10 protein-coding genes are annotated in these 11,886 nt (G+C 72.1%); all 10 read left to right on the top strand.

The window, feature by feature from the left end; translation table 11 throughout:
- Positions 1 to 109 precede the first annotated feature (109 nt).
- From ACN26Z_RS19925 to ACN26Z_RS19880, 10 genes are read left to right on the top strand one after another with little or no spacing between them, the layout of a single operon-like run.
- Complete coding sequence (locus ACN26Z_RS19925; protein WP_421462764.1) at positions 110 to 1,384, top strand: ATP-grasp domain-containing protein; 1,275 nt, start codon at positions 110 to 112, stop codon at positions 1,382 to 1,384.
- Complete coding sequence (locus ACN26Z_RS19920; protein ID WP_421462762.1) at positions 1,381 to 2,229, top strand: Rossmann-like domain-containing protein; 849 nt, start codon at positions 1,381 to 1,383, stop codon at positions 2,227 to 2,229. The genes ACN26Z_RS19925 and ACN26Z_RS19920 overlap by 4 nt, the downstream gene beginning before the upstream one ends.
- Positions 2,223 to 3,299 carry a PLP-dependent cysteine synthase family protein gene (locus tag ACN26Z_RS19915; protein ID WP_421462761.1) on the top strand — a complete coding sequence of 359 codons (1,077 nt, stop codon included), beginning with the start codon at positions 2,223 to 2,225 and terminating at the stop codon, positions 3,297 to 3,299. Before ACN26Z_RS19920 ends, ACN26Z_RS19915 begins: the two co-directional genes overlap by 7 nt.
- Positions 3,296 to 4,318, top strand: a complete 1,023-nt coding sequence (locus ACN26Z_RS19910; protein ID WP_421462760.1) for an enolase C-terminal domain-like protein — start codon at positions 3,296 to 3,298, stop codon at positions 4,316 to 4,318. Before ACN26Z_RS19915 ends, ACN26Z_RS19910 begins: the two co-directional genes overlap by 4 nt.
- A complete protein-coding gene (locus tag ACN26Z_RS19905) occupies positions 4,315 to 5,577 on the top strand; it encodes an MFS transporter (RefSeq protein WP_421462758.1) in 1,263 nt (420 codons plus the stop codon). The genes ACN26Z_RS19910 and ACN26Z_RS19905 overlap by 4 nt, the downstream gene beginning before the upstream one ends.
- On the top strand, positions 5,574 to 6,377 hold the full coding sequence (locus tag ACN26Z_RS19900) for a class I SAM-dependent methyltransferase (protein ID WP_421462756.1): 804 nt from the start codon (positions 5,574 to 5,576) through the stop codon (positions 6,375 to 6,377). Before ACN26Z_RS19905 ends, ACN26Z_RS19900 begins: the two co-directional genes overlap by 4 nt.
- A 30-nt stretch (positions 6,378 to 6,407) precedes the next feature.
- On the top strand, positions 6,408 to 7,973 hold the full coding sequence (locus ACN26Z_RS19895; RefSeq protein ID WP_421462754.1) for an ABC transporter substrate-binding protein: 1,566 nt from the start codon (positions 6,408 to 6,410) through the stop codon (positions 7,971 to 7,973).
- Positions 7,970 to 8,914: an ABC transporter permease gene (locus tag ACN26Z_RS19890; protein ID WP_421462752.1), complete on the top strand. Its 945-nt coding sequence runs from the start codon at positions 7,970 to 7,972 to the stop codon at positions 8,912 to 8,914. The genes ACN26Z_RS19895 and ACN26Z_RS19890 overlap by 4 nt, the downstream gene beginning before the upstream one ends.
- The gene (locus ACN26Z_RS19885) at positions 8,911 to 11,301 is read left to right on the top strand and encodes an ATP-binding cassette domain-containing protein (RefSeq protein ID WP_421462750.1); all 2,391 of its coding nucleotides are present in this window, start codon (positions 8,911 to 8,913) and stop codon (positions 11,299 to 11,301) included. Before ACN26Z_RS19890 ends, ACN26Z_RS19885 begins: the two co-directional genes overlap by 4 nt.
- Positions 11,298 to 11,873: a GNAT family N-acetyltransferase gene (locus tag ACN26Z_RS19880; RefSeq protein ID WP_282237991.1), complete on the top strand. Its 576-nt coding sequence runs from the start codon at positions 11,298 to 11,300 to the stop codon at positions 11,871 to 11,873. The genes ACN26Z_RS19885 and ACN26Z_RS19880 overlap by 4 nt, the downstream gene beginning before the upstream one ends.
- Positions 11,874 to 11,886 lie beyond the last annotated feature (13 nt).

The following is an 11,886-nucleotide window of genomic DNA, read 5'->3' as shown; positions in this document are numbered from 1 at the left end:
CGCGGCGGGTGGGTTCGCGGTGGTGACCGAGGAGACCCCGGCTAGCCATCGCAAATGACAACCGTTATCGTCTGGTGGTCGGGGATCCCCTGAACATCGGGAGTGCGCGGTGGGACATGTGCTGGTGGTCGAGAGCTGGGTGGGTGCGATGAGCACCCTGCTGCCCCGGGCGATCCGGGAAGCCGGACATCGGTTCACCTTCCTGACCAGGAACCTGCACCACTACCTGGGCCGGGGCAGCGGCGACGGGGTGCACCCGCTGCTCACCGCGGACAATGTGATCACCGCCGAGACCAACGACCTGGACCTGCTGCTGCCCCAGGTCCAGCGGCTGCACGAGGTACTGCGCTTCGACGGTGTCATCACCTCCTGCGACTACTACCTCGGCACCGTCGCCCGGCTGGCCGCACACCTGGGTCTGCCGGGTGCCCGGCCGCAAGCCGTCGAGTACGCCTGCCGCAAGGACCTGGCGCGGCAACGGATGCAGGCGGCCGGCCTGCCCGGCCCGGATTTCGCGATCACCGAGGACTGGCCGGGTGCCGAGGCCGCCGCGCGTACGCTGGGCTTCCCGCTGGTGATCAAGCCGGTCGACCTGTGCGCCGGAATGTTCGTCCGGCTGGTGGCCGACCGGACCGAACTGCGCGAGGCCTTCGACGCCCTCGACGCGTTCCCGGTCAACGCCCGTGGCCAGCAGCGCGCACCACAGGTGCTGCTGGAAGAGGTGCTGGTCGGGCCGGAGGTCAGCGTCGAGACCGTCACCGTCGACGGCACGACGACGGTGCTCGGTGTGACGGACAAGAGCCTGGCCGGCGAGCCGTGGTTCGTCGAGACGGGGCACATGTTCCCCGCCGCGCTCGACGCCGCGACGGTCACCGCGGTGGGCGACACGGCGGTCGCCGCCCTCGCCGCGGTCGGGTTCGACCGGGGAGTGGCGCACACCGAGCTGCGGCTGACGGCCGCCGGGCCGCGGGTGGTGGAGATCAACCCACGCCCGGCGGGCAACCAGATCACCGAGTTGGTGCGGCGGGCGACCGGGGTGGATCTGCCCATGGTGTACGCGCAGCTCGCCATCGGTGAAGAACCGGAGGTCACAGTGACCGACACGGGCGTGCGCAGCGCGGCCATCTCGTTCCTGCTGCCGTCCCGCGCCGGGACCGTCGCCGGGATCGACGGCTCGGCCACGTTGGCCGCAGCGCCCGACGTCGTCGACTGGGCGGTGAAACCCGTTGGGCACCGCACCGGCGACGCGGTGAGCAACAACACCTACCTCGGCCATGTCATGACTGTGGACACCACCGGCCCCGGCGCCCGCGCCCGCGCCGAGGAACTGATCGGCGGCCTGCGTGTGCGATACGCCGACGAGCTGGCCAAGGCGCTGGCGTGACGACACCGACGCCGGTGGAGACCGGTGAGCCGTTCATGTCGGTGACGGACCTGATCGACGCCGTCAGCGCTGGCCGAATCGGCCCTGACCCGGCCACCGAGCAGGTCAGCGTCGCGTTCACCACCCGGCAGGGTGCCCGGCACGCCGGACGCGGCCGCAGCTACCGCAACCACGTACTGAGTCTGCGGGTGGGCGCCACCGTCGGTTCCTGCTCGACGGAGCCGGCTGAACTGACCGACGACGTCGCGTACGACTGCGTGGGTCGCAGCGTCGCGGAACTGCTCACCCACCCGGTGCCGGCGGTCCGCGTCGCGGCCCTGGACGCCTACCTCGCCGCGGCCCGTCCGCACGCGCACGCTGCCGACGACGCGGTCACCATCCCCGCCGGCACCTCGCTGGCCAAGTCGACCGCCAGAGCCGCCGCGGTGGTGGACCTGCTGCCGGTGGCCCGGGGGCAGCAGGTCCTGGTGGTCGGCGTGGTCAACTCCCTGCTCGGCCAACTGCGCCGCCGCGGCATCGGCTACCTGCCCTGCGATCTGGCGGGCGGCAGCACCGAGTGGGACGAGCCGTGTCTGCCGGACGCCGACGCGCTGCTGGAACGCTGTGACGCTCTGCTGGTGTCCGGAATGACGCTGGGCAACGGCACCTTCGAGCCACTGCTGCGGCACGCCCGCGCCACCGGCAAACCGATGGTGGCCTTCGCGCAGACCGGCAGCGCCGTCCTGCCGTGCTTCCTCGGCGCCGGGCTCAGCGCCGTGTCCGCCGAACCGTACCCGTTCTTCTGGCTCGACGGCGGGCCGACGACGGTCTACCGCTACCGCGCCGCCGACGGGTCGCCATGCTGACCGGCGCCGCGCCGGGAACGTGCGCACCACACCTGCTGGACCTGCTGGGGCGCTCCCCGGTGGCGTACGTCGACACCCCGCTGCCGCACCCGCACGGCGGCTTCCACGCCAAGGTGGAGTATCTGAACCCCGGCGGCATGAAAGCACGCGCCGCCGTGGCCATGCTCCAGGCCGCCCGGCAGCGCGGTGACCTTCGACCGGGAGCCACGGTGGTGGAGTCCACAAGCGGCACCCTCGGGATCGGGCTGGCGTTCGCCGGGCAGGCCCTGGGCCACCCGGTCATCCTCGTGGTGGACCGCGACATCGAACGACCGATGCGGGCGCTGCTGACCGCCTACGGGGCGGTGGTCGAGGTGGTCGAGCAGCCGCACCCGGTCGGCGGTTGGCAGCAGGCCCGCCTGGACCGACTGCACGAGATCCTGGCGCGCATCCCGGACGCCTACTGGCCTGATCAGTACCACAACCCGGACAACGCCGCCGGTTACCGCACTCTCGCCGCCGAGCTGACCGGGCAGGTCGAGGCCGTCGACGTGCTGGTGTGCAGCGTCGGCACCGGCGGGCACAGCGCCGGCCTGGCCCGGGCGCTGCGGCGGCACTGGCCCCGGATGCGGCTCGTCGGCGTCGACACCGTCGGCTCGACGATCTTCGGTCAGCCCGCGCGGCCACGGCTGATGCGCGGTCTGGGCAGCAGCATCTTCCCCCGCAATGTCGACTACACCGCCTTCGACGAGGTGCACTGGATCGGCCCGGTGGAGGCGGTGGACACCTGCCGCCGGCTGGCACGCTCGGCGTTCGTCACCGGCGGTTGGAGCACCGGCGCCGTGGCCCGGGTCGCCGCGTGGATCAGCCGCATGCAGCCCGGCGCGCGGGTGGTCACGATCTTCCCGGACGGTCCGCACCGCTACCTCGACTCGATCTTCGACGACGCGTTCTGCGCCGCCCACGGGCTGTTCGCCCCCGCACCGGGCCACCCGATCGAGATTCCGTACCCGGACGCCGTCGAGGTCACCCGGTGGAGTCGCTGCCGGACCGTCCGCGACCCGCTGCGCCGCCTGGCGGTGCCGGCATGAGGCTCGGCTGGCGCAGCTACCCGCTGCGGCTCCGCGAGCCGCTGCGGATCTCCCGCTCGACGATGCCGGGCCGCGACGCCGTGCAGGTCGAGCTGTCCCACGACGGCTTCACCGGCCACGGCGAGGTCGTCACGAGCGTCTACTACGGCCTCGACCTGGCCGCCATCCTCGACCTGCTCGCCGGGCTCAGGGACCGGGTGCGCGGCTACGGCGAACCCGAGACGCTGGTGGCGGACCTGCCCGCGCTCGCCGCTGAGCTGCCCGCCGGAGTGCTGGCGGCCCTGGACGCCGCCGTCCACGATCTGGTGGGCCGGCGCGCCGGGATGCGGGTGCATCGGTGGCTCGGCCGGCCGGATTTCGCCCCGGTGCCCACGGCTCACACCATCGGCCTGGTCGCCCCCGGGGACGCGGCCACCACCGCTCGGGCGCTCGGGCGGCGCGGCTTCCAGTTCGTCAAGGTCAAGTGCGGCGACGCCGCTGACCTGGCCCGCATCGCCGCCGTACGCGTTGCCGCGCCGCAGGCCCGGCTCCTGCTCGACCCGAACGGCGCCTGGACAGCCGAGCAGACCGTGCGGCTACTCGACACGATGCGCCCGTACCGCATCGACGCCGTCGAGCAACCCATCGCGCCCGGAACACCGCAGCTGCTCGCCTGGATCAGCGCGCGCACCGAGGTGCCGGTCATCGCCGACGAGGACGCCGCCACGGTGGCGCACCTCGACGCGCTCGCGGGCACGGTCGCCGGCATCAACATCAAACTCGCGAAGTGTGGCGGCATCCACGCCGCACAGCAGATCGCGGCCACCGCCCGCGCGTACGGCATGGATCTGATGCTGGGCTGCCTGGTGGCCAGCTCGCTGGGGATCGCACCAGCGGTGCACCTCACCGGCGACGCCCGCTGGATCGACCTGGACGGGCATCTGCTGCTCGCCGACGATCCGTGGACCGGTATCGGCGGTCACGACGGTGTCCTGCGGCTGACCGACGAACCCGGTCTCGGCGTGCGGGCGGCCCGATGAACACGTGGGCCACACTGCGCAGCTTTCCGCTGCCGATCCGACTGCTGGTGGTCAACCAACTCGGCGTCAACATCGGCTTCTACCTGCTGCTGCCCTACCTCGCCGGCTATCTGGCCGACGACGTCGGCCTGTCCGCCGCCGTGATCGGCGTCGTGCTCGGCGTGCGGAACCTCAGCCAGCAGGGCCTGTTCCTGCTGGGCGGCTCGGCCGCCGACCGGCTCGGTGCCCGCGGCGTCATCATCGCCGGCTGCGCCCTGCGCGCCGTCGGCTTCGGACTGTTCGCCCTCAGCACCTCGTTGCCGCTGCTGCTTGCCGCGTCGATCCTGTCCGGGCTGGCCGGGGCGCTGTTCAACCCGGCGGTGCGCACCTATGTGGCGCAGGCCGCCGCCGACCGGCGCGCCGAGGCGTTTGCGTTGTTCAACGTGTTCGCCAGCGCGGGCGCGCTGCTCGGCCCACTGCTGGGCTCGGCACTGCTGCTTGTCGACTTCCGGGTCGCCGCGTTGACCGCCGCGGCGGTGTTCGCCGCGCTCACCGTGGCGCAGGCGGTCTGGCTGCCCGCCCAACCGGTGACGTCCAGCGCGGCCACCGTCTGGCAGGACTGGCGCACCGGCATCGCCGACCGCCGGTTCCTGGCCTTCAGCGTGGCGCTGGCCGGCATGTTCGCGTTGCAGACCCAGTTGTATCTGATCCTGCCGGTGCAGGCGGAACACGTCACCGGGCAGCCGGTGGCGGTCGCGGTGCTGTTCGTCGTCTCCACCGTCGTGACGCTCACCCTGCAACTGCCCCTGACCGGCTGGCTGCATCGCCGGGTCAGCCGCGGTACGAGCATCACCGCAGGCATGGCCGTGATGGGAGCCGGTTTCCTGCTGCCGCTGCTGCGGGTGGAGTCGGCGCCTCCGGCGCTGCGGCTGCTGCCCGTACTGGCCGCTGCCGTCCTGCTCACCGTCGGGGTGATGATCACCCAGCCGTTCGTTCTGGAGCTGATCCCCACCTTCGCCGGGCCGGGACTGACCGGCACCTATTTCGGCCTGTTCTACCTGGTGTCCGGGATTCTCGCCGCCGGCTGCACCGCTGCCGTCGGCGCGGCGGTGGGCGGCTCCGGAGGCGCCGGTGTGCCCGCGGCGGCGTGGCTGCTCACGGCCGGTGTCGGGCTGGCATCGGCAGGCGCGGTGTGGCTGCTGCGCCGTGGCGGCCTGCTCACCCCGGCACCGGCGGCACCGGCGGCACCGGCGGCGGCGGCGTCGGCGGGCGTGTCATGAGCGGAGAGAATCTGCTCACCGACAACCCGGAGCTGTACGAACAACAGTTTCCCGACCCGGGCCACATCGCCGCCCGGTTCGTCGACGACCTCGTACGCCGATTCGCCGACCGCGCCGTCGCCGCGCCCCGGCTGCTCGACGTCGGTTGTGGCACCGGTCGCGACGCCGGGCACCTCGCCACCCTCGGTTACACCGCCACCGGGCTGGACATTTCGGTGCCGATGTTGACCTACGCGCAGCGCCGCCATCCCGGAGTCCGGTTCGTGCACGCCGACCTGCGCACCTTCGACCTGACCGGTGACTTCGACGTGATCACCTGCCTGGACAGCGCGTTGCTGTACTGCCACCACAACGCCGACCTGACCGCGTTCCTGCAGCGCTGCCGCCGGCACCTGCGGCCCGGTGGGCTGCTCGTGGCGGAGATGCGCAACGGTGCCTTCTTCCTCGGCAGCACCGAACTCCTAGACGGTGCCCGCACCCGCAGCGTGACCTGGCGCGACGTCACGTACACCTCCGCGACGCGGCTGTGGATCGACCACCGTGAGCAGCTGCTGCGCCGTGAACGCGTCTGGACCTGGCCGAACTGCCCGCAACCGCTGGTACAGACCTCGGCGTGGCGGCTGCTGTTCCCCGCCGAACTGCGGCACCTGCTCGACACCGCCGGGTTCGACGTGGTGGCCCTGTTCGACACCCCCGGGCCACGGACCGACCCGCCCTGGCATCCGGCGGCCGCGCTGTCTGACGCCCTGTCCGGCGACCGTCTGCACCTGGTCGCCCGCCGCCGCAACGAGGCGGCGTAACTCGCACCCGCGTATCGAAAGGACATCCCCATGATCCACCCTCCCGTCACCACGCCGCGAGTATCTCGCCGTGGCCTGCTCGGCGGCGCCGCCGCCGTCTCCGCCGCCCTGCTCACCGGCTGCGGCCCGGGTCAGGACCCGGCCACCACCTCGGCCGGGCAGCCCCAGCGCGGCGGCCGGCTGCGGGTGGCGTTCGCCGGCGGCGGTGTCAACGAGACGTTGGACCCGCACCTGGCGAACCTGTTCAACGAGGCATCGCGCGCCAAGGCGATGTTCGACAAGCTCGCCGACTACGGCCCGGACGTCTCCATCCAGCCCCGCCTCGCCGAACGCTGGGAGCCCAGCGGCGATCTCACCCGCTGGCGGATCACCCTGCGCCAGGCCACCTTCCACGACGGCAGGCCGGTCCGCTCCGCCGACGTGCTCTACAGCTACACCAGGATCACCGACCCGAGGCGGGCGTTCCGCGCCAAGGCCAGCCTTGGCCTGCTCGACCTGCCCAACAGCCGGGCCGTCGACGACCGCACCCTGGAGTTTGCCCTCAAGCAGCCCTTCGCGGAGTTCCCCAACGCCCTGGCCGCGTTCGGCGCGTACATCGTCCCCGAGGGCGCCGACAGCTTCGAGCGGCCCGTCGGTTCCGGGCCGTTCACCTTCGACTCCTGGCAACCCGGCCGGTCGCTGCTGCTCAAGCGGTACGGCGGCTACTGGGAGGGCGCCGCGCACCTCGACGAGCTGGAGTATCTGATCAGCAACGAGGAGTCGGCCCGAGTCAACGCCCTGCTCGCCGGCCAGGTCGACTACGCGCACGACATCACCCCCACCACCGCCCGTACCCACGCCGACGGCGGCCGGATGACCGTCACCCGGATGCCGAACAGCACCATGCAGTCGTTCGCCATGAAGGTCGACCGGCCACCGTTCGACAACCGCGACCTGCGCGAAGCCATGTTCCTGCTCACCGACCGTCAACAGTTGGTCGACACTGTCCTGGCCGGTTCCGGCCAGGTCGGCAACGACCTGTTCGGCAAGGGCTACCAGTACTACGCCGACGACATCGCCCAGCGCACCCGCGACCTCGACCGGGCCCGGTTCCTCATCGACAAGGCCGGCGCCAAGGGGCTGCGGATCCCGCTCGACACCGCGTCGGTGGCCAGCGGTTTCGTCGAGGCCGCCAGCGTCTTCGCCGAACAGGCCAAGCAGGCCGGGCTCGTCATCGAAACGGCGATGGGCAACAAGGACACCTACTGGAAGGACATCCTCAACTCCGGTGTGCTGGCCTCGTACCGCTCCGGTGCCATGCCGATCGAAACGCACATCTCGCAGCGGCTGCTGACCAACTCCACCACCAACGCCACCAGATGGGCCCGCCCCGAGTTCGACGCCCTGTACGCCAAGGCCATCTCCAGCGCCGATGAGGCGACCCGCCGGCAGGCGTACGGTGACATGCAGCGCACCCTGCACGCCGAGGGCGGATTCCTGATCTGGGGTTTCGCGGACTTCCTCGTCGCCACCGCGCCTCGCGTCGGTGGGGTCTCCTCCGACGCCCCGGCCAACACCCTCGACTGGGCCCGTTTCGACAAGGTCTGGCTGGGGTGAGTCTGCCCCGCTACGCGGCCGGTCGGCTGCTGCTCGGCCTCGGGCAGGTCGCCGGGATCACCACAATCGTGTTCGTGCTCACCGAGGCGTTGCCCGGTGACGCCGCCGTGGTGATCGCCGGCGACCAGCCCGACCCGGCCCGCATCGCCGCGATCCGGGCACAACTGGACCTCGACCGACCGGCCTGGCAGCGCTACCTCGACTGGCTGACCGACCTGATCCGCGGTGACCTCGGCGTCTCGCTGATCTCGCAGCGGCCGATCGTCGAACGCCTCGCCGACAGCGCGGCGGCCACTCTGCTGCTGGCGGCGGTGACCCTCCTCGTGCTGGTACCACTTGCCATCGCGTTGGGCATGCTGGCGGCCCGCCGGGAAGGGGGACGACTGGACCGGATGGTGTCGGCGGTGTCGGTCGCGCTGTACGCGGTACCCGAATTCGCCCTGGCGATCCTGCTCATCGCCGTCTTCGGCGTCCAACTCGGTTGGCTGCTGCCCACCGCGTTCGGCGCGGACCTGCTCGCCCGGCCGTCCGTGCTCGTGCTGCCGCTGCTGGTGCTGCTCGCTCGGCCGATCTGCACCATCAGCCGGCTCACCCGCGCCGGCATGCTCGACGCCCTGCGCGGCGAGCACGTGCGCCATGCCCGACGGCTCGGCATCACCGGCAGCCGGCTCTGGCTTCGCCACGCCCTGCCTGGTGCGTTGGCACCCGTGGTGCAGCAACTCGCCCGCACCACCGACTGGCTGCTCGGCGGCGTCATCGTCGTCGAGGCGGTGTTCGTCATCCCCGGCCTCGGCACCGCCCTGGTCGACGCCGTGTCCACCCGGGACATCCCGACCGTGCAGGCGTTGTGCGTCCTGGTAGCCGTCACCACCGTGGTGGTGAACCTGGCCGCCGACCTGGTGGCGTTCCGCCTCGCACCCCGGATCGGGGCTGTCCGGTGAGGCGGCTGCGCACCCTCACCGGGGCACTGCTGCTCGCGGTGCCGCTCGCGCTGGCCGTGTTCGGCCCGCTGCTGGCCGGCGAGGCGGGCGACCGCACGTTCCCGTTCTCCGGCGACGGTCCGCTGGGCACCGACTTTGTCGGCCGCGACGTGGGGCAGCAGGTCCTGCTCGGCGGCCGGTCCGTCGTCGTGGTCGCCGTCTGCGCGACGCTGCTGGCGTACCTCGTCGGTGTGCCGGTCGGGCTGCTGGCCGCCGCCACCCGCCGCCGATGGGTCGACGAGCTGCTCATGCGCCCCCTCGACCTGATGCTGGCGGTGCCGTCGCTGCTGCTGCTGATCCTGCTGGCCGCCACCGCGCCGCCCGGGCCCCTCACCCTGGTCGGGATCGTCGCGCTGATCGGGCTGCCGGAGATCGCCCGGATCACCCGGGCCGCCGCGCTGCCGCTGGCCCACGGGACGGCCATGGAGGCGATGCGCCTCTACCGGGAGACCTGGTGGCGGCGCGGTCCCGGCTACATCGGTACCGGCATCCGGCGGATCCTGCTGGCCGACGCCGGGGTCCGGTTCATCGGCGCCATCTACCTGGTGGCCACCGCGAGTTTCCTGGGCATCGGCGTGGCACCCGACGCCGCGGACTGGGCCGTCATGGTGGACCGCAATCGCACCGGCCTCTTCCTCCAACCCTGGGCCGTCGCCGTGCCGGCCGCGCTGATCATCTGCCTGGCCGTCGGTCTCAACCTGGTCACCGACCGGATGCTGGTCACCCCTGCCGTGCCCAGCCTCGCACCACCGCCCGTACCAGCCACGACCGGCGACCGCCCGCACGCGCAGAACGCCCTCCTTCAGGTGCGGGAGCTGACGGCCCTGGCCGTCGACCGGACGTTGGTCGACGGCGTCTCGTTCAGCCTGCCGGCTGGCGAGATCCTCGCCGTGATCGGCGCATCCGGCAGCGGCAAGACCACCACCGCCCGGGCCCTGCTCGGCGAGGTAGCCCCCGGCGTCACTCTCACCGGCAGCATCACCCTGGCTGGCCAGCCGGTCACGACCGTCAGCCCGCCCAGGCCCGGCACCGTCGGCTACGTGCCCCAGCAACCCGGCACCGCACTCAACCCCGTACGCCGCATCGGCGCGGTGCTCCATGAGATTGCCCGGCACCAGACACCCGAAGACAGCCGCAGCGCCCATCGGAGCGCGGTGACGGCGACCCTCGAACACGTCAGCCTGCCGACCGATCGCCGGTTCCTGCGCCGCTTCCCACACCAGCTTTCCGGCGGTCAGCAACAACGCCTCGTCATCGCCCACGCCCTGCTGGCCCACGCCGTGCTGCTCATCGCCGACGAACCCACCACCGGCCAGGACGCGATCACCCGCAACGCCGTCGCCCGGGAACTGACGAAACTCGCCCGCGACGGTATCGCCGTCATCCTGCTCAGCCACGATCTGCACCTGGTACGAGCCGTCGCCGACCAGATCCTCGTGCTGCACCGAGGTGCCGCCGTCGAATCCGGTCCGGCCGCCGAGGTGCTCGCCGTGCCGCAGCACCGGCACACCCAGCAACTGCTCGCGACGCCACCGGCCGGGCCACCGGCGGTGGTCGGCGAGGACCGGCCGCTGCTGCGCGTCACCGGCCTGAGCGCCGCCCACCGCGACGGTGGTCGACACCGCGACGTGCTCCGTGACGTCAGCGTGTCCGTCTCCGCCGGGCAGTGCCTGGCGGTGGTCGGCCGGTCCGGCAGTGGCAAGACCACGCTCGCCCGCTGCATCGCCGGCCTGCACCCCGCCCGCACCGGCCAGGTGATCCTCGCCGAGCACCGCCTCGCGGCGCAGCTCGACCAGCGCCAGCCCCACGAACTCGGGGCGGTCCAGTACGTGTTCCAGGACGCCCATGCCAGCTTCAACCCCTACCGGCCGGTCCTCGACCAGATCGCCGGGCCCGCGCGCCGGCTGCGGGACGCCACGCCGGACCAGGCCCGTCACACCGCCCTGCACCTGCTCGAACGGGTGGGTCTCGCCGAACACACCGTGATCCAACGTCCCGACCGGCTCTCCGGCGGCGAACTGCACCGCGCGGCGCTCGCTCGTGCTCTCGCCAGCGAGCCCCGCGTCCTCATCTGCGACGAGACGACCGCCGGATTCGACAGCGTCACCCGGCACGGCATCCTCACGCTTCTCGACGAGCTGCGACGCACTCTCGGACTGACCGTGGTCATGATCAGCCACGACCGCGACGTCGTGGCCCACCTCGCCGACCACATCGCCGTTCTCGACGACGGAACCGTCGTCGACAGCGGACCGGCCGACGCCCTGCTCAACCACGCACACCACCCGCTGACCCGCGCGCTTCTGCACATCGACCCGGCGACCGCCGCGGCACCGTCGAACCCATGACCGGAGGCACCATGCAGCAGTACCGACGCAACGTCGGCCCGTACGACGTCCAGCCGGCCGACCAACGGCACCTCGACGGAGCGCGCGGCGTCATGCTCGACAGCTTCTACCGCGACTTCGGCTACGGCTACCGGCCCGACTGGCACCGGGACGTCATCGACCTCGACGGCACCTACCTCACGCCGCAGCACCACGCCCTGTTCGTCGCGACCAAGGGCGACGAGGTCGTCGGCACCACCGGGGTGCGGGCCGGTGGGCCCAAGAGCCCACCACACCCGCGTTTCCTCGCCCAGCGCTACCCGGACGAGACCACCGCACAGCTGTTCCGGGTCTACGTCCGGCCGGAACACCGACGCTACGGCCTCGCCCGGGCACTCGTCGGCCTCGCCATCGACTTCGTCACCCGGCAACCGCATTACCAGGCGCTCTACCTGCACACGGATCCGCGCATCGACGGTGCCGAACCGTTCTGGCGGAGCCTGGCCACGCCGATCCACGACCCGCGTGACGGCGGCGACGACATTTACCAGACCGTCCACTTCGAGATCGCGTTGCCCGGCCGCCCCCGTTAGCGACCGGGCAGAC

The organism is Verrucosispora sp. WMMD703 (assembly GCF_049178935.1).
GTDB lineage: Bacteria > Actinomycetota > Actinomycetes > Mycobacteriales > Micromonosporaceae > Micromonospora > Micromonospora sediminimaris.
Note: the sequence above shows the minus strand (reverse complement) of the source record. Positions and strands in the feature narration are given on the sequence as shown.

Excerpts from the sequence above, each read along its gene's own strand:
- ACN26Z_RS19915 (WP_421462761.1), top strand. The coding sequence starts at position 2,223 with ATGCTGACCGGCGCCGCGCCGGGAACGTGCGCACCACACCTGCTGGAC.
- ACN26Z_RS19910 (WP_421462760.1), top strand. The coding sequence starts at position 3,296 with ATGAGGCTCGGCTGGCGCAGCTACCCGCTGCGGCTCCGCGAGCCGCTG.
- ACN26Z_RS19905 (WP_421462758.1), top strand. The coding sequence starts at position 4,315 with ATGAACACGTGGGCCACACTGCGCAGCTTTCCGCTGCCGATCCGACTG.
- ACN26Z_RS19900 (WP_421462756.1), top strand. The coding sequence starts at position 5,574 with ATGAGCGGAGAGAATCTGCTCACCGACAACCCGGAGCTGTACGAACAA.
- ACN26Z_RS19895 (WP_421462754.1), top strand. The coding sequence starts at position 6,408 with ATGATCCACCCTCCCGTCACCACGCCGCGAGTATCTCGCCGTGGCCTG.
- ACN26Z_RS19880 (WP_282237991.1), top strand. The coding sequence starts at position 11,298 with ATGACCGGAGGCACCATGCAGCAGTACCGACGCAACGTCGGCCCGTAC.